This is a genomic window from Paenibacillus tritici (assembly GCF_018207515.1).
Taxonomy (GTDB): Bacteria; Bacillota; Bacilli; order Paenibacillales; family Paenibacillaceae; genus Paenibacillus_AQ; species Paenibacillus_AQ tritici.
Map to the genome: position 1 here is coordinate 3,841,076 of NZ_CP073365.1, position 23,119 is coordinate 3,864,194.

Annotated in this window: 14 protein-coding genes; all 14 read left to right on the forward strand. The window is 51.2% G+C overall.

What is annotated here, in order from left to right:
- The first annotated feature begins 170 nt into the window (after nt 1-170).
- Nucleotides 171-1,523 (forward strand): MATE family efflux transporter, encoded by a 1,353-nt coding sequence (locus KDC22_RS16445; protein WP_211724073.1) that lies wholly within the window; start codon nt 171-173, stop codon nt 1,521-1,523.
- Nucleotides 1,524-2,454: 931 nt separating this feature from the next.
- Complete coding sequence (locus KDC22_RS16450) at nt 2,455-3,369, forward strand: NAD(P)/FAD-dependent oxidoreductase (RefSeq protein WP_211723836.1); 915 nt, start codon at nt 2,455-2,457, stop codon at nt 3,367-3,369.
- Nucleotides 3,370-3,444: 75 nt separating this feature from the next.
- Entirely contained in the window at nt 3,445-4,644 is a 1,200-nt protein-coding gene (locus KDC22_RS16455; protein WP_211723837.1) for a phosphoenolpyruvate hydrolase family protein, read from the forward strand.
- A gap of 108 nt (nt 4,645-4,752) precedes the next feature.
- Nucleotides 4,753-5,970, forward strand: coding sequence for a Tm-1-like ATP-binding domain-containing protein (locus tag KDC22_RS16460; RefSeq protein WP_211723838.1), 1,218 nt, complete (start codon nt 4,753-4,755; stop codon nt 5,968-5,970).
- 24 nt (nt 5,971-5,994) lie between these two features.
- Nucleotides 5,995-6,825 (forward strand): phosphoenolpyruvate hydrolase family protein, encoded by an 831-nt coding sequence (locus KDC22_RS16465; protein WP_173127529.1) that lies wholly within the window; start codon nt 5,995-5,997, stop codon nt 6,823-6,825.
- 166 nt (nt 6,826-6,991) lie between these two features.
- Nucleotides 6,992-8,347 carry an erythromycin esterase family protein gene (locus KDC22_RS16470; RefSeq protein WP_211723839.1) on the forward strand — a complete coding sequence of 452 codons (1,356 nt, stop codon included), beginning with the start codon at nt 6,992-6,994 and terminating at the stop codon, nt 8,345-8,347.
- 128 nt (nt 8,348-8,475) lie between these two features.
- Nucleotides 8,476-9,723, forward strand: a complete 1,248-nt coding sequence (locus KDC22_RS16475) for an MFS transporter (RefSeq protein WP_211723840.1) — start codon at nt 8,476-8,478, stop codon at nt 9,721-9,723.
- Nucleotides 9,724-9,922: 199 nt separating this feature from the next.
- The gene (locus KDC22_RS16480) at nt 9,923-10,873 is read left to right on the forward strand and encodes an ABC transporter permease (RefSeq protein ID WP_173127539.1); all 951 of its coding nucleotides are present in this window, start codon (nt 9,923-9,925) and stop codon (nt 10,871-10,873) included.
- Nucleotides 10,867-11,763, forward strand: a complete 897-nt coding sequence (locus KDC22_RS16485; protein ID WP_173127541.1) for a carbohydrate ABC transporter permease — start codon at nt 10,867-10,869, stop codon at nt 11,761-11,763. The genes KDC22_RS16480 and KDC22_RS16485 overlap by 7 nt, the downstream gene beginning before the upstream one ends.
- Nucleotides 11,764-11,883: 120 nt before the next feature.
- Nucleotides 11,884-13,491: an extracellular solute-binding protein gene (locus KDC22_RS16490; RefSeq protein WP_211723841.1), complete on the forward strand. Its 1,608-nt coding sequence runs from the start codon at nt 11,884-11,886 to the stop codon at nt 13,489-13,491.
- Nucleotides 13,492-13,611: 120 nt separating this feature from the next.
- Nucleotides 13,612-15,054 carry a response regulator gene (locus KDC22_RS16495; protein WP_211719673.1) on the forward strand — a complete coding sequence of 481 codons (1,443 nt, stop codon included), beginning with the start codon at nt 13,612-13,614 and terminating at the stop codon, nt 15,052-15,054.
- Between the two features lie 20 nt (nt 15,055-15,074).
- The gene (locus KDC22_RS16500) at nt 15,075-16,925 is read left to right on the forward strand and encodes a sensor histidine kinase (protein WP_211719674.1); all 1,851 of its coding nucleotides are present in this window, start codon (nt 15,075-15,077) and stop codon (nt 16,923-16,925) included.
- A gap of 907 nt (nt 16,926-17,832) precedes the next feature.
- Nucleotides 17,833-20,940 carry a family 43 glycosylhydrolase gene (locus KDC22_RS16505; RefSeq protein WP_211719675.1) on the forward strand — a complete coding sequence of 1,036 codons (3,108 nt, stop codon included), beginning with the start codon at nt 17,833-17,835 and terminating at the stop codon, nt 20,938-20,940.
- Nucleotides 20,941-21,003: 63 nt separating this feature from the next.
- A complete protein-coding gene (locus KDC22_RS16510) occupies nt 21,004-22,716 on the forward strand; it encodes a glycoside hydrolase family protein (protein ID WP_211719676.1) in 1,713 nt (570 codons plus the stop codon).
- Nucleotides 22,717-23,119: the final 403 nt, after the last annotated feature.

Genomic DNA, 23,119 nt, shown 5'->3' on the forward strand with positions numbered 1-23,119 from the left:
TTTTAAAGGATGGTACCGTTTCAGCGAGATAAACAGCCATGCACTGCCTCTCCACAAGCGAACTAGAGGCAGATGGGCAGTGCAGGTTAGTTTGTGCTGCGGTACGAGGACTTCATATAGTTAGAATTCTAACTAATATCAGATAAAACTTGAAGAAAGCGGTGACCCCTGTGAATACAGAGAATCTCCATTATTTAGAAAAAGCGCCTATCGCCAAGGCTGTAGCCCACTTCGCTGTACCGATGATGTTAGGGACGTCGATGGGTGTCATCTATTCCATCTTAAATGCCTTATTCCTGGGCACTCTTAACAATACTGCAATGCTAACCGCCCTTGCTCTGACTTTACCGTTATTCGCGGTCCTTATGGCGTTAGGCAACTTGGTCGGCGTGGGCAGCAGCGCATTCATCTCCCGGTTGCTGGGAGAGAAGAACACGGATGAGGTTAGGCATGTGTCTTCCTTTGCCTTCTATAGCAGTATAGTTCTTGGACTTATCACCATGGCTGCCTGCCTTCCGCTGATTGGTACCATTGTTCATGCACTGGGGGCAACGCCTGAATCCTTCGGATATACCAAGGAGTATGTCACAATTATGCTTATAGGTTCGCCTATCCTTATTTTGTTCTTCACATTGGAGAGTATCGTCCGTGCGGAGGGTGCGGCCATGACATCCATGATCGGGATGCTGCTCAGTATGGCTGTGAATATTGTTCTCGATGCCTTAGTCATCTTCGTCTTCCACTGGGATGTGATCGGCGTTGCGTCTGCCACCGTCATCTCGAACCTGGTTGCTTGTGTGTACTACGCCTGCCATATCTTAACTAAGAGTCAATTCTTGACGATCTCCATCCGACAATTCAAGGCTACCCGGAACATTCTGGGCAATGTCTTCAAAATCGGAGTCCCCGTCTTCGTGATGAGTGTCTTCATGGGGGCGATGTCGCTGATCTTTAACCGTTATCTGGCGGGGTATGGGGAGCAAGCTATTGCAGGATTCGGAATCTCATCGCGGTTACTGCAATTCCCCGAGTTAATTCTAATGGGTCTAAGTGAGGGAGTCGTACCGCTCATTGCCTTCTCTTATACAGCGAATAAATTGCGGATGAAGCATACCATTCAATTCACGATCAAAGTGATTGGAGCTCTAGCCGCCGTGTTCGGAGTGATTGTCTATCTGAGCTCGGACCACTTAATCGGTTTGTTTACGAATGATCCGCAGTTCATTGAGATGGGCAGCTACATTCTGCATGTCACCTTCTTATCCCTGTTCATCACAGGAATGACCTCGTTGTTCATAGGGATTTTCCAGGCCACCGCGCAAGGAACGGCAGCGTTCATTATGTCTGTGATTCAAGGCATCACTCTGATTCCTGTACTCTATATCGCGAATCGGATGAGCGGCTTCCACGGCGTGATCTGGTCACTGGTCATTTCGGATATTGCCGCCTTCCTTGTAGGGGCTGTCATGCTCTATGTCCTCCGCAACAAATTGCAGCCGGAGGTTGGGGCAGTGGGGATCTAGTTGTTGGGTTCTAAAGGTAGTGAATGAACAGCGTGCCTAAAAACAGAACGTGTCTGTCCATCTATTTAACAAATTTTAACAGAAAACCGAACACAAATGGACCGGGTGGGTAGCGCAGGCCGAATGTAATCGAAAAACCGAACACAAATGGACTGGGAGCGCCGCGTAGGCCAAATGTAATCGGAAAACCGAACACAATTGGACTGTGAGCGCCACGTAGGCTGAATGTAATCGGAAAACCGAACACAAATGGACCGGGTGGGTAGCGCAGGCCAAATGTAATCGAAAACCGAACACAATTGGATCGGGAGCGCCGCGCAGGCCAAATGTAATCGAAAAACCGAACACAATTAGACCGGGAGCGCCATGTAGGCCAAATGTAATCGAAAAACCGAACACAATTGGACCGGACGTGCCGCGTAGGCTGTGCGTTATCGTCGTGCCAGACGTATTTTCACAGGAAAACCGAATACAATGTGCTGGTGCGAGGGGGCGTGGGCCGGATGCTCCAGTGAGGGGCAGATGGGTATGGTGGAGATAGCCCTACGAGTTGTCTGAACCGCAGGTGTTCATACATTATCCAACCGAAGGGTGATTTTGTTCTTCTCCCCATCCTTGACACCATGAAATAATAAAGCTATTATGGATATGTATAGTCCTTGATTGAGTGCGAGGATAGAGTGACGCGCTTAAATATTTAAGAAGTACTTAAGAAATTAACGAAAAGCAAAAAGAAGCGGAGGGGGAATTTGGAACTGGAGAAGCGTTAGCGGCCAGAAGTCCAAATCTTCACCGCAGTGACGACTCCGCTTCAAGCTCAAGTCTTTAGTGTGTCTTCCGTCTTATACCAAATCTTTTTTTTGCCCAATCAAGGACAACCTATATCTTTAAAATCTATAATACAGCAAACTACAAGGAGGATTCACTATTCATGAATACAGCTGATGTAGTTATTATCGGAGGAGGCCCTGCCGGCTTGAACGCCGGATTAATGCTGGGCCGCGCAAGGAAGCAGACGATTGTCATAGATGAGGGACGCCCCCGTAATGCGGTCACGCGGGAGGCACATGGATTTCTGACCCGGGATGGAATCAGTCCAGGTGAATTCCGGCGGATTGCCCAAGAGCAGCTGCGCGTGTATCCGTCTGTCACTCAGTTAGAGGATACCGTAGTGTCTGTTACAGGTGAGGACGGAGCCTTCCTGCTGGAGACCGCTTCAGGAATGAGCATTACCAGCAAGAAGCTGCTGTTTGCCGCAGGCATGAAGGACCGCAAACTGGATGTACAAGGGTTGAGCGAGGTCTACGGAAAGAGCGCATTCGTCTGCCCGTATTGCGATGGCTGGGAATTAAGAGACCAGCCGCTGGTTGTTATTAGCAGAGGGACGGTGCTGATGCATTTTGCTCCGCTGCTATCGGGCTGGACGAAACAGATCACGGTCTGCACGAACGGCCCTGATGAACTTAGTGAAGCTGAACGCGAAGAATTACGGGCTCATCAGCTTCCGCTATTCGACGCCCCGATTCGTGAGATTTCATCCCATGAAGGAATGGTGGACCATGTGGTGCTTACAGATGGAACAGCAATCCCGTGCAAGGGAATCTTTTTCAGACCCGAGCTGGTTCTGGGAACGGAGCTGCCGCTTAGTCTAGGCTGCGAGCTATCGGATACAGGGGTTATTGCCGTCGATCAGTTTGCAGAGTCCAATGTACCCGGCGTTTACGCAGCAGGCGATACGGCCTCCATGATGCATCAGTCCATAGCTGCCGCCGCATCGGGAGCCTTGGCTGGTGCTGCTATCAACGGTAGATTGAATCAGGAAGCTTGGCAGAATAACAGCAGATGATCTGACCCGTCTCCATCTGATCCGGATCATTGCTATAATTGAAGAGGAATCTGGATAGATGAGGAGCGATAGAGCTTGAACAGAACTGCCGTACTGGAGCGTCTGCAATCACAGCTGCGCGAAGGGAATCACATTATTGGCGTCTCGACGGGAACGGGAATCACAGCCAAGGTTGCCGCTCAGAGCGGAGCGGACTTCATATTAATGCTGAATTCCGGCAAATTCCGGCAGATAGGAAGAAGCTCTTTGGCAGGCTTTTTACCCTTCTGCAACAGCAATGATATGGTCATGGACTTTGCGTCAAGAGAAATTGTGCCGCTGGTGAGGGAGACTCCCGTTCTGTTTGGGCTGAATGCGAACGATCCCACCAGAGAGATGAGTGATTATATAGCAGAGATCAAGGGCAGAGGTTTTGCCGGGGTCAATAATTATCCGACGGTGGGCCTGATCGACGGATTGTTCAGAGAGGCTCTGGAGGAAGAGGGGATCAGCTATGAACGGGAGGTTGAGGCCATAGGTCTGGCCCATCAGCAAGGATTGTTCACGGTGGCCTTCGTATTCGATGAAGCCCAGGCAGTCCAGATGATCGGGGCGGGGGCAGATGTGATCTGTGCCCATCTCGGCCTGACCGAGGGCGGATTACTCGGGGCGCGCAAGGTGGTATCCCTGGAGGCAGCCAAAGCAAGGGCACTGCTTATTGTCGCTGCCTGCAGGCAGCTTAAGCCGGAGGTCATCCGGATGATTTACGGCGGTCCGGTGAAGACACCGGTCGATGTCCAGTACATGTACAGCGACAACACAGACATTATGGGTTACATAGGCGGGTCTGCCTTTGAACGGATTCCATCCGAGCAATCGCTTACGGCAATCACCCGGGATTTCAAGCGCCTGGGCAAGCTGAATGAGGATGATTTCATGGTCAAGATGCTCAGCGGCATCACCAAACATTATGATTACGTGGAGTTCGTCAAAGAATATGTGGCTCAGAACTACAGCGATGAAATTGTTTTTGCGGATCTGGCCAGGGTGGCCCATATTTCGCGCAGTTATTTGAGCAGCTTGTTCAAAAAAGAGGTGGGCTGCAGCTTCCAGACCTATCTTGTAAACTTCCGCATCCATAAGGCCGTCACGCTGCTCCAGGCACCGCAGCTCCAATTATCCGAAGTGGCCGCGATGGTAGGGTATCCGGATTATGCCCAATTCAGCAAAATGTTCAAAAAACTGAAGGGCTGCTCCCCCAAGCGGTACCGATCTAACCTAAACACAAAAATATAGCACCTAAAAGCGTTTTCATTCTTAAATGAACCCCGTATGATGAAGCTATAGCGCTCGGCTACCCGAATGGAGCACTGTTCCAGATGATTCATATGAGGAGGCAGCAGAATGAAGACCATCGCAATAGCAGGAACGTTTGATACGAAAGGTGAGGAGTACCTGTACATCAAGAGGATTGCAGAGGAGCTTGGACTGGGGACCCTGATGATCCATACAGGGGTATTCGAGCCGTCCTTTGCCCCGGATGTATCAGGCCGGGAGGTCGCCTCCGCCGCTGGCATGGATATTGAGGAGCTGGCTGCAAGGAAGGACCGGGCTTTGGCGACCGAGGTTCTGTCCAAAGGACTGGAGAAGCTGGTTCCCCGATTGTACAAGGAGGGGAAGTTCGACGGAATCATCTCCTTTGGGGGCACCGGCGGAACCTCACTGGTCGCACCGGCCATGAGAGCCTTGCCGATTGGCGTTCCGAAGGTGCTGGTATCGACCGTTGCGTCCGGAAATACAGCGCCATACGTAGGGACGAGTGACATTATCATGATTCCGTCTGTGGTGGATGTTGCCGGCTTGAATTCGATTTCTACCAGAATATTTACAAATGCGATATTTGCGGTAGCGGGAATGCTTACGTTCGAGCATTCACATCTCCCGGAGAAGAAGCCGCTTATTGCAGCCACGATGTTCGGGGTGACCACGCCTTGTGTAACTGCGGCAAGAAAACACCTGGAGGAGCGGGGCTACGAGGTGCTTGTCTTCCACGCCACAGGCATCGGCGGACAGTCGATGGAGGCGCTCATCGAGGCCGGGTTCATTGAAGGCGTACTCGACCTGACGACAACCGAGTGGGCCGATGAGATTATCGGCGGGGTCTTGAATGCTGGGCCGCACCGTCTGGAGGCGGCCAGCCGCAAGCGTATTCCGCAGGTGGTCTCGGTGGGGGCTTTGGATATGTGCAATTTCGGACCGGCAGATACCGTACCGGATAGATTCAAGGACCATACCTTTTATCAGCATAACCCGACTGTCACCCTGATGAGAACGACGGTGGCAGAGAATGAACAGATCGGCCGGAAGCTTGCAGAGAAGCTGAATCTGGCAGAGGAGAGCACCGTGCTGATGCTGCCGCTAAGGGGCATTTCGGCCATTGATGTGGAGGGCCAGCCCTTCTACGGACCGGAAGAGGACCGGATGCTGTTCGATACCCTGCGTAAGCAGGTTGACCGTTCGCGCGTCGAAGTGATAGAGATGGATTGCGCCATCAACGATCCGGCCTTTGCAGAGGCCGCCGCGCATAAGCTGATTGAACTCTTGCAGGCATCCTATTCCTGACACACACCTAAGGAGGATATACGAATGAATAAGCTAACCAGATCAGAAATTATGGCCAAATTCAAGGATGAGGTGAAGGCGGGCAAGATTCTCCTCGGTGTCGGGGCAGGCACAGGGATTACGGCCAAGAGCAGTGAAGCGGGCGGGGCGGATATGCTGATTGTATACAATTCCGGCCGGTATAGAATGGCAGGGCGCGGCTCCCTCGCAGGCTTACTGTCCTATGGAGATGCGAATCAAATCGTTGTGGAGATGGGCTCGGAGGTACTGCCTGTCGTCAAGCATACGCCAGTTCTGGCCGGGGTATGCGGCACCGATCCGTTCCGGGTGATGGAGGTATATCTGAAGCAGTTGAAGGAGCAAGGCTTCAGCGGGGTTCAGAACTTCCCTACCGTAGGTTTGATTGACGGGGTGTTTAGACAGAATCTGGAGGAGACCGGTATGGGCTACGACCTGGAGGTCGAGATGATCCGTATCGCCCATGAGCTGGATTTACTGACCACCCCGTATGTTTTTGACCCTGCACAGGCTCAAGCTATGGCGGAGGCGGGAGCTGACATTTTGGTTGCCCATATGGGCTTGACGACCAAGGGTACGATAGGCGCGAAGACCGCGCTGACCCTGGATGACTGTGTAGAACGAATTGAGGCGATTATTGAAGCCGGCAGGGCAGTAAACCCGGATATTATGATTATTTGCCACGGGGGACCGATTGCCGAGCCGGAGGATGCCGCTTATGTCATCAAGCGAACGAAAGGCATCGACGGATTCTTCGGGGCGTCGAGCATTGAGCGTTTTGCGGCAGAGAAGGGCATTACCCAGCAGACCGAGTCCTTCAAGTCGATCCGGCAATAACTAGGACAAACCAGTCATTTTGATTAAGGCCCTTGATAGTTAAGGGTCTTTTTTATTTGAATTTTATTGAACACCAAACTTAAACCAATTTTAAACTCCGCAGCAGACTCGTTTTAACCTCGCCGTGATAAGCTGATGCTCATATACATGGAGAGGGGTTAACCTAATGAATCACTTATTACGCAAAGTTATCTTATCTACAGCATTATGCAGTTTCAGTGTAATGACCGCCGGGCAAGCAGCTTATATGACCGGAGCACCTTCAGCAGAAGCAACGCCCACGATGTCCGCCCACACCATTACATCCATAACGACGGCTAAGAATGACCTATACTCCGACTTAGCGTTTCTTAAGCCGATATTAGCGGACAAACGGCTGGTGAGCCTGGGCGAAGCTTCGCATGGAGCCGCAGAATACAACTCCGTGAAGGTTAGGCTTGTGAAATTCCTGCATGAAAAGCTGGGGTACAACGTCCTCGCCTTCGAGTCCAATTTAGCGGATACGGCTGCTGCGTATACTCAGATCCAGAAGATGACGCCGGAAGAATTGATGACAAGCACGGTCTACGGTGTGTGGCAGGTAGAAGAGAACTTGCCTTTATTTGAATATATTGCCGAGCAGAGCAGAACAGAGCATCCGCTCCTATTGACCGGATTTGACTCCCAGGGTACGACTGAGCCGTTTATAACATTCGTTGAACAATGGTTTGCCAAGGTGGATTCCGGCAAAGCCAAAGCCTTTGCGCAAACGGAACGCTGGTATTTGAACCTCAACGGGATCAAAGATATCGAAGTCTTCAATAGTCAGAAAGATAAAATCAAGGAGAAATATAGTATTTTCCAGCGGTTTGTTAAAGACAATAAAGATCAATTAAGCAAAACCTATTCCGGGCAGCCTAAGCTTGTGTCTCTGATCGAACGTGTATTGAACAACAGGATTGATATGCTGGATACGTACCATCCTCATATCGTGCAGCTGCTTGCAGGGGTTGACCCGGAGAAGCAGTTGAAGCAAGGGAGTTATGAAAGAGACCGCGTTATGGCAGGGAATGTAGCTTGGCTGGCAGACACGGTCTATCCTAATGAGAAGATGATTCTCTGGGGACACAACTATCACATACGTAAGCATAACTCCACCATGATCACAGAGCATAACGGCTTCGATTATGATCATAATCCGTACCCGACGATGGGGGAGATGCTTCCGCATTCGCTGAAGCAGTCCGGATATGTCATTGGATTATATGCCTATGAAGGAAGCTCCTACAAGAATAACGGGAAGATTGAGCAAGTCATGCCCCATGAAAAAGATAGTCTGGAGGATATTCTGGGTACAGGAATGGGTACGGCCCGGTTCATTAACATGAGGGATACAGCATTAACTTCATCCACTGAATGGATGTATACCCCCCGTACTGCCAAAGCCTGGGGCGTCTTGAACGAGAAAATGATTCCCCGTGATCAGTATGACGGAATACTGCTTATTCATCAGATCCATCCCTCCCACCCTATAGCAAAGTAAGCACTCCAATTTCTCTTTTTCCCTCTTTATTGATCCGGGTCTGGTCCGTATAATGAGGAAGGGAAAGGAGAACATGCCTGAATGAAGAGGAGTGTACTTTGTGGATAAATAGGAGGGTTATTAGATTGATGAGTCATACCGATAGCGCAAATCCGCCGAGCCTGTTCCGTAACCGGTTCCTGCAGACGATTCTTTTATCCAGCGTGCTGCTGCAGGTTGGCATCTGGGTGCGGAATTTTGCGATCCTCCTGTATGTGGCGGACAGGACCAACAATGATCCCTATGCGATTTCCCTGATCAGTGTAGCTGAATTTGCGCCCATTTTTGTTTTTTCATTCATCGGAGGGACCTTTGCCGACCGGTGGCGGCCGAAGCGAACGATGATCTGGTGCGATTTATTATCCGCGGTATCGGTATTCGGCGTGCTGCTAAGCATTCACTTCGGCTCCTGGGAATCCGTGTACCTGGTGGCATTCATCTCGGCTATTCTGTCACAGTTCTCTCAGCCTTCCAGCATGCGGTTATTCAAGTATCATGTGCGGGAGGAACAACTGCAGCAAGGCATGGCACTCTTTCAATCGCTGATGGCCATCTTCATGGTGCTCGGGCCTATGCTGGGCACCTTCGTCTACAGCAACTTTGGCCTTGAAATCTCCATCGCTGTCATGGGCGTGGTGTTCCTGCTGTCAGCACTCGTCTTAATTCGTCTGCCCGAGGATGATATGAAGCAACAGACCGCAGCGGTCAAAGGACAATTCCGTAAAGACTTCGTTGAAGGCTTTCGTTATGTCTGGCGGAGTCAGGTGCTGCGGATGCTCGGACTTGCGTTTATATTAGCGGGACTGGCCGTTGGTGTAGCCCAGGCACTGAATCTGTTCATCGTGACCGAGCGGCTGGGCAAGACCGAGGAGTTCCTGCAATATATGCTTATGGTGAATGGAGCAGCCATGCTGATCGGGGGAGGTATCGTAGCCGTCTTCGCCAAAAGAGTACCACCGCAGCTTTTGCTGTCGATCGGTATGCTGGCAGGCGCTATTTGTACAACCATTGTCGGGTTCTCCACCAGCGTTCCGCTCACGCTGAGCGTCCAGTTTCTGAATGGGCTGGTGTTCCCCTGCATTCATATCGGGATCAGTACCATGATTCTGAAATGGTCACATTCCTCCATTGTCGGCCGGGTCAACGGAGTGCTGAATCCGATGTTTGTCGGAATGATGGTCGTCTCCATGTCCTTCGCCGGTGCGCTGAAGGCTTCCTTTTCGCTGAGTACGATCTTTAGCGGAGCGGGGATATTGTTCCTGCTGGGTGCACTGGTAATGATCCCGATCATGAATCAAAAAGCGCCGGATCATACTGCCGCTGCACAAGAAACGTAACTTTACGGTCTCTATAGAGATCATATTTCACCCCGTACGATACTCCCTGTAAAGGGGAGCTTGTGCGGGGTTATTTGTTTGTGCAGCCGGATTTTAATTAATTACCAAAATCATTTAAGCGATTACATTTTCTAATCTGGCCCGGTAAGTATAATGAAGGACATGAGCGATCCTTTATACAGCCGGAGGGATGAGAGAAATGAAAGCGGTTTTAAACAGTCAACCAAATCAAGTCGGGATCAAACGAGGGAAACTTTTTCTCCTCAGAATCAAACGGGATGCCCTACTGTATGCCCTTTTGCTGTTGCCTATTGCTTATATTGCCATTTTTAAATATGCCCCTATCTACGGGTTGATTATGGCCTTCCAGGATTACAACATTTTTGAAGGCATACGGGGCAGCGAGTGGGTGGGGCTTGATGTGTTCCGTTTTATTTTCGAGCAGGACAGCTTCTATCGTGCACTGAAGAATACGCTGGTGCTGAACGTTCTGGATCTGATCGCGGGATTTCCGGCACCGATTCTGCTGGCTATTCTGCTGAATGAAGTAGGGCAGGCCAGATTCAAGAAAATAACCCAGACCGTCCTGTATCTGCCGCACTTTATGTCCTGGGTGATCATTGGGGGGATTGTATACCTGATGTTCTCGAACAGCGGGATGGTCAATCATTTCATCGCTGCCCTCGGACTAGAGAAGATTGAGTTCCTGTCGCAGAAAGTCCCCTGGCTGATCACCTACATCTTCGTTGGTGTCTGGCAGAATATCGGCTGGGGGACGATCATCTATCTGGCGGCGATCACCGGGATCAATAAGGAATTGTATGAGGCCTCCGATATGGACGGGTGCAGCAGGCTCCGCAAAATGTGGCATATTACTCTGCCCGGCATTAAGCCGACGATCAACATTCTGCTGATCCTTCAGATTGGGCGGATGGTGTCCATCGGGTTCGACCGCCCCTTCGTGATGGGGAATTCCCTCGTCAGCGAGTACTCTGATGTAATCAGTACCTTCGTGTATAGAGTGGGCATCAGCTCAGGGGACTTCTCCCAGGCTACAGCGGTAGGCTTGTTCCAATCCGTGGTCGGTCTGACCCTGCTCATAGGCGCCAACTATATTGCGAAGAAATTAGGTGAGGATGGAATATGGTAAAGCTGGTGAAGAATGTGCGTCCAGGCAAAAAAATGAGCGTAGCCGATATTGCGATTCTAGTATTCATTGTGGCCTTGTCTTTCACATGTATTGTTCCGTTCCTATATATGATTGCGCTCTCACTCAGCTCTAACGAAGCGATTGTAGCCCAGAAGGTAGGGTTGTGGCCGGTAGATTTCACAATCGAAACGTACAAAACCATTCTGAGCGATATGGATATGCTGTATACGCTGGGTTACAGTATTGTGCTTACGATTGTCTTCACCGTCGTCTGTATGTTCCTGACCATTTGTGCGGCGTATCCGTTAACGAAGAAGCGGCTGTGGGGAAGAAATTTCATTCTGTCCGCCCTCGTCTTCACAATGTATTTCAGCGGGGGACTGATTCCTTCCTATATTCTGGTCAAAAACCTCGGTATGATGAACACGGTATGGAGTCTGATTCTGCCGGGCGCCATGAGTGTCTTCAACCTGATCATCCTGAAAACGTTCTTCACCTCGCTTCCTGAGAGTCTGGAGGAATCAGCGTCCATCGACGGGTGTTCGGATCTGGGCATTCTCCTCCGGATTGTGCTTCCGCTCTCACTGCCTTCCATTGCCACATTAAGCCTCTTCTATGCGGTGGACCGGTGGAATGGCTTCCAGGATGCCTTGTTCTATATAACGAAGAAAGAGCTGTATCCTATGCAGCTCAAGCTGTACCAGATCATCTCGGCCAATCAGCAGCTTGACAGCCAGCAGGGGGGAGAAGGAAGTATCGGCTCCTTCATCGTGCCTGAATCTCTGAAAGCAGCGAGCGTGATGTTTACAACCGTTCCGATTCTGCTAATCTATCCGAAGCTCCAGAAGTATTTCGTAGATGGGGTAATGACCGGAGCAATTAAGGGCTGAGAACGGCAGGGTCCGAGTGAAGGGGGGGATTCCCGGACGGGTTGAAGCGGAGATGTAGAGTTGCACAAGAACTACAGCGTGGATAATCTCAACAATCAGGGGAATGAAAGGGTGGTTAATGTGAGTACGGGTATAAAGAAAACAGCAGCAATTCTGTTCAGTATGACGCTTCTGGCCGGTGTTGCGGCAGGCTGTGGAGGGAATGGCAACAAGAGCGGGGAGACATCGTCGTCAGAGGGATCGACGACTGCCTCCGGCGCCCCTGCCGGTGCTCCGGCAACCTTGACGGTAGAAGTGTTCGACCGCGGGGTTCAGGGACAGCCGGATTTGAACAACAACAAATGGACCCAATACGTCAATGAGAAATTCGGCAAGCCCAATAACGCCGTGGTAGAATTTGTTCCTGTCCCCCGCTCCCAGGAAGTCGACAAGCTGAATGTATTAATGGCCGCGAACCAGGCCCCTGATATCTCCTTCACCTACGACGGGACACTGGTCACCCGCTTCGCCAAAAGCAAGGGACTCTATACACTGGACGAATTGCTGGAGCAGCACGGGCAGCAATTGAAGGCTTACCTGGGCGAGAATGTACTCTCCTACGGCAAATATGACGGCAAACAGGTCTCCATCCCGGGCAAGCGGACCCTGCTGGCCTGGAACGGAATGTTCATCCGCAAGGATTGGCTGGATAAGCTGGGCCTGCCGCTTCCGACGAACCGGGATGAATTGTATGAGACGCTGGTGGCCTTCCGCGACAAGAACCCCGGTAATGTTGACGGCGTCATCCCTTGGGCTACAGCGGCTGCCGGTATGAACTACACCTTCGGCAATCTGGTGCAATCGTTCTGGAAACCGCTGTCCGAGGAGGAATTCGTCACTACGCCCAACTGGCTGAAGCCAGGCAACAAGGAGGCCTACCAATGGCTGAACAAGCTGTACAATGAGAAGCTGATCAGCCCGGATTTTGCCCTGGACAAAACAACCAAGCAGGCGGATGCCGATGTAACCAACGGCAAAGTAGGCTTCTATGCCGCCAACTGGGATTATCCGATGACACAAAAAATCCGTGTGCCGCTGAAGCAAAATTCGCCGGATGCCAACTATGTTCCGATTGATACCTTCAAAAATGACGAAGGCAAATACCTCAAAGAGGTATATAATGAGAATGGAATATTCTCCTTCATTCCTAAAAGCAGCAAGAATGCGGAGCTGGCGATAAAATATCTGAACTGGATGGCTGACCCGGAAGTGATGTTCTTCCTGCAGTTCGGTGATGAAGGTGTTAACCACAAGCTGGTAGACGGCATTCCGCACGGGATTGAACAGAGCGGCGAAAAAATGCAAATGAGCAATTTGAATATGGATTATACGATGATTGTTAACGGCGCCGAGCTGGGCGATACCGAAAAGAATGTCAGAACCTATGCGGCAGCGCTGGCAGCCGGGGACAAGAGTTATGAGAAGCTGGCTATTGACTCCTATGCAATCAATACAACGGACGGCTATAGCAGTTACAACTATGGCATCCCGAACGAAGCCAATATCAAGTACGGCAAAACGCTGGGCGATATGAACAAACAAATGATTGACAGGCTGATCGTTGCCAAGCCGGCAGAGTTCGACGCGCTGTACGAGAAGCTGGTGAAAGAATATATGGACGCCGGCGGTAAAGCGGTTCAAGAGGAAAATGTGAAGAATTACAGAGAGAGTAAAGCCGCCCAAAAATAATCCCATCATATTCGGATAAGCCATGGAGGGTTCATCATCATGGTTTATCCGAATTTCGGTTGCTATTCCCGGACAACTTCACTATTATTCAGAGGAATCCATAGGTTCAGGAGGCTACCCATGTACAAGGTCATGATTGTAGATGATGAGTCATGGGCGATAAGAGGAATTCAGAACGCCTTTGACTGGGAGAAATACGGTTTTGAAATTACAGGACAATTTACAAGCGCTTACAAAGCGTGGGAGGCTATGTGTACACAGCAGCCGGACTTGGTGTTTACGGATATCCGGATGCCGGATATCTCCGGGCTGGATCTGATGAAGCGGGCTAGAGCCCAAGGGATGAACACGGAGTTTGTCATCGTAAGCGGATATGGAGAATTTGAATACGCCCAGGAAGCGATACGCTACGGGGCACTTGATTATTTCCTCAAGCCTCTGGACGTCGATATGGCGGATACATTCATTGCGAAGCTGGCCGCTCACTTCTCCCGGAGAAGCGCAGCTCGCAATCACCTTCTTCTGGAGGCGCTGACCTCGGGGGATGAGACCGAGATCAGGCGGTTCCTGCCGCTTCCGGCCAGCATGGCTGTATGCTATTACCAGGTGTTTGCGGTCTATTTGCGGAGTGACATTAAGGATATCAGGAAGCTGCTGTCTCCGGAGGGCAGGAATCTAACTGCCGTGGAGGTTGAAGCTGGCTCCCGGAAGCTGCTGGTCGTGCGGATGGCTGAGCATCTGAGCGGCTTGGAGTGGACTCCGGATGAAGGGGTGCTGACCGAGACGGGAATCCAAAGTGTGGGCATCAGCAGCATCAGCAGCCAGCCGCAGCAGGTGAGCAAGCTGATCAAAGAAGCTGACCTGTCCGCCTCGCATATTTTTCTGGAGCAGACGGCTGAAGCCGTTCACTATGAGCCGAAGCTTCATCTCATGAAACCTTGTATTGATGGACTCTATACGATCATTCACGGGAATTCGCTTGAAGATATGGATGTGTACATTACAGGACTGCAGGAATACTTCAGGAACCATCAATTGGGCATGGGTGAAGTGGTCTACTTATGGAATCAGGCTGTTGGGATGCTTATCAACGCCTATGCTGAGGAACTTAGGGACATGGAGCTGGAATTCCTCAATTATTCCGAGCTCAAGGAACGGTTCGAAGACTTTGCGTCTCTGTGCAGCTTCTTGCATGACGTCCTTACGGTCATCCGGCAAGGCAGCAGCCGTTCCTTGCAGGAAGGGGATATTCAATCCTGCTTCAACCGGATGGTCGCCTATATCGACCGGAACTTTGAGCAGAAGCTGTACCTGAAGGATTTGTCTGTCCAGTTCTTCATTAATCAGGTGTATTGCTGCCAGTTGTTCAAGAACAATCTGGGCAGAACCTTCTCCGAATATGTGGCAGAGCTGAGGCTCAGGAAAGCCCGGGAGCTGCTGAAGCATACGGACCTGTCCATTGAGCAAATTGCCGTTAAGTCCGGGTATGTGGATTATTATTATTTCAACAAAGTGTTCAAGAAGCACTGCGGGATGACGCCCACCAAATTCAGAAAAAGCTAATCGGATCGGAGCGGTAAGCCATGAAGACGAGTAAAGTGAAATTAAAACATCAGATATGGCTTATCTTTTTTTTCTCGATCGTTATATTTACCGTCATGGAGATCTATTTCTTCCATAGCTTCTCTAATTTAACCCAGAAACGGGCCGCCACTTACGGCAACCAGATGATCGAACAGACCCGCCGCAAGATTGATACGGTGTTCAATGATATCCGGGTCAGCACCGGTATTGCCGTCAACAGCAAGCTGATTCAGGAATTCTCCGTGGAGGTCGATGACTACAAAAGAGCGTTCGACAGCGGTCCGTATGCACTGGATCTTATGGAATATATGAGATCCTTCAATTCCTATGTGAATGGTATCGTCATTAACGACATTAAGGGAAGGCGGCTGCACAGTCTGGACTCGGCAAGCGGCGATATTTTTTTCATCAACCCCTATGATACTTTTATTCAGAAATATAAGGATGACCCGTTGCTGCGGGAGCGGGGGAGGTTCACCACGATTCTGAAGGACGTACGGACAGGTACGGAACAGTTCTTCTATATCGCGCCGATTGTGGAGAACATTGGGGGAGTCTATTTCTCCCAGATTACAGGTTACTGCACCGTGATGGTCAACATGGACAAGCTGCAGGGGCTGGTAGAAGATACGGAATTCACGCAGAGCTCCACCTTGTATATTCTGAATAACCGGGACGAGGTGATTGCCTCCACGAATTCGAGTGCACGGGGCACATTGTTCCAGGAAGTTCTGGCTATGGACAAGGACAGTCTGCTTCACGGGGTAAAGACTACCATTGACGGAGAAGAGATTCTCGTTCAGGTCAAGGGTCTGGAGCAGGCAGACGGGTGGCGGGTGGTTAGTATGATTCCGGTGCATGAGCTGACTGCGGACATGGCCCCGATGCGGAAGGTCAGTATTATCGTCGGCATTGGCATTATTCTAACCATGCTCTTAACCGGCAGCTTCTTCATGAACAATCTGATGCGTCCGTTAATGGGACTGGTTATGGATATGAAGAGGGTCGCCCGCAAGGACATGGGCTTCCGCATTAAAGTCCGGTTCACCAATGAGGTAGGCCTCCTGGCCCGCGACATCAACCGGATGATGGATGAAATGGAGGAGATGGCCCGGGATATGTTCGCTACCCAGGCCAGACTCTATGAATCTGAGCTTAGCCAGAAGCAGGCGGAATTCGCCGCCCTGCAGAGCCAGATCAACCCGCACTTCCTCTATAATACGCTGAATTGTATCAGCAGCATCGGGCTGGAGTACGGGAGCAGGGAGATTGCGCAAATTACCTACTGTATGTCCAAGATTTTCCGGTACAGCATCAAAAAAGATAATCTTGTACAGATCGGGGAAGAAGTGGACTGTATTCAGGCGTATATGAAGATTATCTCCATCCGCTACGAGAATAAATTCTCCATGGAGCTTGAAGTGGAGGAGAGGCTGCTGTCTATGAAGACGCCCAAGATGATCCTCCAGCCGATTGTGGAGAATTCTGTATATCACGGACTGGAGCGCATGGATCAAGGGGGGCGGCTCCTGCTTACCGGGAGTACCGATGTGCACGGGGATGTGACTTTCTGTATCACAGATACAGGGAGGGGAATGGAGCCGGAGGAGCTGGCCGCCCTTCAGGCCAAGCTTAGTGCGGATTACCCGGAACGAACCTCAGACGGACAACCGGCACAAGGCATCGGGCTAACGAATATTCATCACCGGCTGCGGATGCTGTTCGGAGAGGGCTACGGGCTCACCGTCGAGAGCCGGTTCGGCCAGGGAACGACCGTGACCGTGAAGATTCCGCAGTTGCCGTTCGACTGCAATACGATTGAAGAGATAAGACAAACCGAAGGAATGTGAGCTATGGCTCTACGCTGATCCTGCGGACAGAATTCCCTGTCCGTAATTCGTAAGATCCGGCCGGATTCCCAAGGCTCCCCTGGAGCGCATCAGACAGATCGTTTACGGAAGGGCAGATAGGCCTATCTCGTATCTTCAGGAGACACTCGGCCATCAGGAGACACTCGTACCATCAGGACACATCCTTTAACCGGGAGGTGTCCTTTTTGAGTGCATGTGATTGCATAGCTGGGGGAGCCGGCAACAATATGGGCAAGGATGTGGCAGCGCCTGTCGTTAGCGCCTGTCGTAGCCGGAAGCAGTTGGATTAACTACACTTGCTCATGAACGTAGGAGCCCTTGCCGGGTAACAGTTGGAAAAACAGCACTTACTAGGCGGCAAATTGAGCATAGTAGTTGAAATGATTGGAATTAAATGACGTTTATCCAACTAATTCTCTCAGATGCTGCAAACGATCCAAATTAAGATACGTTTATCCAACTAACTATTTATTGGGAAATTTGGAACTGGAGGAGCGGTAGCGACCGCCCGAAAGCTTTCCGAAGGAAAGCTACCTCGTAAGCATAAGCTGTCACTGGATTTCACCCGCTTACAGCGGTTCAAACTTAAGAAATCTGGTGACAACAGCGGCCGAATGTCCAAATGTTCACCGCAGTGACGACGAAGCTTCAAGTTCAATTACTTAGTGCATCTTATATACCCTCAGCAGTCACCCTCCGGTTGATTCTATTGGATTCCCGCCCTAGATAAGGCACTTTTTCTAAAACGGTTACAAAAACCATTTAAGATAGTACATTTTTTAAATGTTCTCCAGAAGGTAGAATGAGGACGCTAACCCAAAAAAATCTAAGCAAGAGGGAGATGAAAAAAATGAAAGCGTTTTTATCTGTCAAAGGAGGGCTGTACATGTCTGGAAAAAGATCCAGGGTTCTGCTGCTGTGTCTCGCACTGCTGCTGATGCTGCCACAATGGGGCGGGGTGGCGGCTGCGGAAGAGTCAACGCCAGCTTCACCGGGGACGGCTGCTGTACAAGGAGGGAATAATGTGTCCGATTTCTACAATGTTATTATGCAGACGGGAGCCGATCCCTGGGTATACCAGCACACGGACGGCTATTATTACAATGTATTCGTCAATGCCAGCGGGATCATGATCCGCAGGTCGAAGACCATCACCGGCATTGAAGCGGGCGAGCGGAGCCTGGCCTGGACACCGGTTAAGGGGACGCAGTATAGCTCCAATGTGTGGGCGCCGGAAATGCACTATCTCAAAGATACGGACGGAGCGTACAAATGGTACATCTACTTCGCAGCCGACAACGGAACCAACGCCAACCACCGTATGTACGTGCTGGAGAACGCCAGTGCAGATCCGCTTAGCGGAACCTGGGAGTTCAAAGGTAAAATCACCGATTCCACCGACCGCTGGGCGATCGACGGCACGGTGCTGACGGTGGGTGACCAACACTATTTCATCTGGTCCGGCTGGGAAGATACGGACGGAAGCTTCCAGAATCTATACATCGCCCGGATGAGCGATCCGCGGACCATAAGCTCGCCGCGGGTATTGATCTCTACGCCTGAGCATGATTGGGAGACATCCCCGGGCAGAATCAATGAAGGACCGCAGATCACTATAAAGGGAGACACCATTAATCTGATCTATTCGGCCAACGGAAGCTGGACTGACAGCTACTGCCTCGGGCTGATTACCGCCAAGCTCACTGATGATCTGCTGAATCCGGACTCCTGGATCAAGCGCGATCAGCCGGTCTTCTCCAGCGCGAATGGCGTGTACGGCCCTGGACACCACAGTATCGTCACCTCTCCAGACGGTACAGAGGATTGGATTATCTACCATACCGCCCGCTGGCCGGGCTCAGGCTGGACCCGCAATGTCCGTGCGCAGAAGTTCACCTGGAAGGCAGACCATACGCCGAATCTGGGCGAACCCGCCAATCCGAATAGTCCAATTGCAGTGCCTTCGGGTGAGCCGTTGCGGACGCGTTATGAAGCGGAAGCAGCTCTACTGGTACAAGATCCGGCTGGTGAATCTTCCCCGGCTGTCCGGCGGGAAGTCTCCGCATCCGGCGGGATGAAGGTCGCGAGCATCAGCAACACCAATGATTATGCCCAGTTTGCAGTTAACGTGCCGGAGGCAGGCTTTTATATGCTGTCTGTACGTAATGCCAATGGCTCACCGGATGCGGGAGAGGCTTCCCATATCTTGTCGGTCAACGGCGGCTCCGGTGCCAATCTGAACATCGTCTATTCAGGCTTGAACCGCTGGGGGGCTTCCACGGCGAAGGTCTATCTTCAGCAAGGCAGCAACACGATCAGCTTCTACAAGGGAAAAAATGTTGCCGAAATCGACAGTATGGATGTGTTCCGGCTGAATACGTCAGAGCTGCTATTTGAAGCTCCAGGGTTCACGCTGGGCTTGGGGGAAACCCGTAGTTTGCCCCTGTATTCGGTAACAGGCGCTACTTATGCCCCTGTTAATACGGGAGCGGTCTTAAGTTCTTCAGATACGAATGTAGCCGTTATTACAGGCAATCAGATTAAGGCTCTTAAGGCAGGCAGTGCGACCATTACCTCTGTCTACAACGGGAAAACAACTACGGCCGCGATTACCGTAACTGCAGAGCCTAAATCGGTGCAGTCTGTTGTAATGAAGGGGTTGTCCCCTATCCTGACCAGCGGGCAGACCAGCTTACCCCTTCAGCTAACAGCACATTATAACAATTATGAAGTTCAGAAGGTGACAGGCAGTGCCCAGTATACCAGTAGTGATCCCGGGGTAGCCAGGTTGGAGTCCGGTTCGGTTGGCCATGCGGTGTATGCGGTGAAACCGGGCACAGCTCGTATAACAGCCGTGTATAGCGGTAAGCAGGCGGAATACGACCTGACTGTCATCGCAGCATCTGAGGCGGTTCAAGTGGTAACTGCGGTGAAGACTCCTTCCGGAATCCCTCCCAAACTGCCAGGCGTTGTAGATGTCGTCTACAACCATGAGCCGAAGCAGGCCGCTGTCGTCAGCCGGGACCTGGCAGGACTTAATTTCAGTTCGCTTGGCACGGTTCAGGTGCCTGTTACCCTGAGTCTGGATGGCCGGGAGTTCTTCTCCACCGTTGCCGTAGAAGTGGTTCCGGGTTATGGCCTGGACGAGATTGTGAAGCAGCTCCGCGATAAGCTGGCCAATTTCTCCTATCCTCTGGGTAACGGGGCGGGCAACTACAGCCAAGCCAAGTATGATGCCTTCACAACCGCGGTGGATCATGCGGAGGAGCTGGCCGGGAACGCCGAGCTGACCAAGCAGCAGTATGACGGAGAGCTGACTAAGCTTGCTGAAGCAGAAGCCGCCTTGTTAGGTTCGCTTAATACCACGCAGGGTGGCGTGTTCTATAACGCTTACCGGGATTTCTCCGGCGACACGGCAGGAAAATACCCTTACGGCATTGTCAGCGAAGCGCTCACCGGCGGCGCTGCCGCCACTGTGCAGGAAGAGAACGGGAATAGATTCCTGCGGCTGACGACTGCTGCAACAGCGGGCAAGGCCAACCTTTTCCTGCCGTATACAGGTGATGTTAAGGCTGCCGCGAATCAGCGTATCGTTATCGAATATCGCGTCAGATTGAACAGCAGCTTCCCTTACGCCAATGGAGCCATGGTGAGAAACGATAGCGGCACCGGTAATTATTCCATGGTCACGGCTTTTGATACGGGTAAAATCGTCGTGCAGAATGGAGGCTCCAATAAGGTTAAGGTAAAAGACTTCAGTCTGAACACATGGTACAAAGTCAAAATGGTCGCTAACTGGGACGCCAAGACTTATACCGTCTATATTAACGATGCTCCTGCTCCGGTAGCGACGAACTTCAGCTTCCGCCATACCGGCGGAAGCAAGCTGACCGGCCAGTTGTTCGGCATTGACGGTTACGCAAATGCCTCCATTGACTTCGACGATTTCAAGGTTAATATCACTAACACTAACAGTACTACTACTAATTACTAATACTGCCCAGCCTGAATCGAAGGATCAATCTGTTGATGCAGAGGGGGCTATGGAGGAATAGATATGTCAACTCAGACATACGAGAAATTTGAACCTTTGCACAATGCGCAGCTTGTTCTGGGGTACCTGACATCCATGGTGGATGAAAAGGAGGATAATCTGCCGTACTGGCTGGTGCTGCCTCACAAGAAGCCTGCCGAAGCTGCTCATTGCCGGGTAGACGATGCCGAACTGGTCGGCTCCTGGTACGAAGCCATTGACGCCGTCCGCAAAATGCTGAAGACGGAAGAGGGAGCGGAGGTTCAGCTCTCCTTTTACCGTCATCTCATGAAATCCTGGGGAGAGCATGGACTGCGCTTTCATGAGCCATACCCTTGGACGCATACGAATCATAGCTCCTTTCATGAAATGGGCTATATTCTTCCGGCGCTGAACCGGGTGGTGGAGAATCATCCAGAGGATCTGGAGGCGGAGAAGAGAGCTTCGGGGCTGGTCAGAGGCATGCGCTCCCTTGTCATAGAGAGGAAGGTCCGAACCTTCTGGTCGGGAGATTATGAGGAGAAAGAACCGATCTATGAGTTCCCAAATGATGTGTATTTGAGAGAAGGCGGATTCGATCTGTCCAGGCATACCGGAAGGGGCGAGCAGGCCATCCGAAATGCTATTGTGCTTCACTCCCTGGTGCGCAGATATGAGCTCGCCGGAGACGAGGTAGCGCTGGATCTGGCAGTCGGCATTGCCAACCACCTGCTCGGGCCTTCGCGTTATTTCAATTACAAGCTGGAGTTCTTCGGCCATGTTCATTCCGCAGGCTGGGTAGCCTCGGGGCTGGTCCGTCTTGGACGGATTACAGGCACCAGGCGCTATATTACCGCAGGCAAAGGAATCTATGATTATATCCGTTCCCTGTCGTCCTCCTTCGGCTGGGTGCCCGAATATGCCCAGTGGCATCCGCAGCATGAGGAGCACTGTGAAACCTGCTGCATCAAGGATATGATCGAATGTGCCAATGAATTGATTCTGGCCGGGTACGAGGAATACTGGGAGGATATGACCCTGTTTGCACGGAACCAGCTGGTGGAGAATCAGATCAAGGTATCTTCCTATGTAGTCACAGACAATACCTTGCCTGACGGGGAGGGAGTCACCTACAGGGAGATTGACCAGAGAATGATTGGCGGCTTCACCGGCGGTTCCCTTGTCAACTCCATCTCATTGTCCAAATTCCGCTCCATTGCAGGCTGCTGCGTCGGCATGGCTCCCGTGGCCCTGGAGATCGTATGGAACCGGGCGGTGGAATTCTCGGGCGGGAGAGTACTCGTCAATATCCCCGTGGACAAGGAGACGGAGGAAGCCACGGTGAGCATGAATTACCCTGACACCGGCTATATTTCCGTCACGCCTAAGCAACAAGGTGACGTAGCGGTACGGGTGTACGATTGGATGGGCCAGAACCTTAGCATGAAGATTAATGGAGTAGCCTGCACATCCTCAAAAGAGGGCAACCTGCTGGTGTTCCACAATGTAGCGGCAGGGGATATGGTGGAGCTGGAGCATCCGCTGGAGACAGCGGTGGTGAAAGAAACGGTACGGGGCGAGGAATATACGGTATCGTGGAGAGGCTGTGATGTCGTCGATATCGCTCCTCGCGGAGAGCACTTAAGACTGTACCAGCGGGATTTGCGCATCCCCAAATACTATCCGTCAGCGGACGATGTCCATTTCACCGGGGCCGCCAATTTTGGTCCTACCCAGCAGGCGCAGACGAAACAGTAACAGCAGACACAATCAGAGGCCACAACCCGGGATTAGCGGGTTGTGGCTTTTGATTATGCAAATATAAGAAGTTGAGAGAAGCGGAATTAGCAGATGGATTTTGTCCACTTGCTGATGAATGACTGGTCACTTCTATAACAGCAGATGGATAAACAGCACTTAAATTCTCCCAATTCACCCCAAGTTGCCAAAACGCATATTAGTAGATGCTGTTTATCCACTTGCTTCCCCATATTCCTCGCAAACGGGCAAATTAAGATGGATTTTTCCACTTGCTTGTTTTGCATCACAATTTAGACACATTTTCCCACAGGGATAGCTATATTGGGCTATAGTCAGCCCGCTTCCTTTTATTTACACTGAAAACGTTATTATAGAGTGGCGGTCATCTATCATCGTCAGG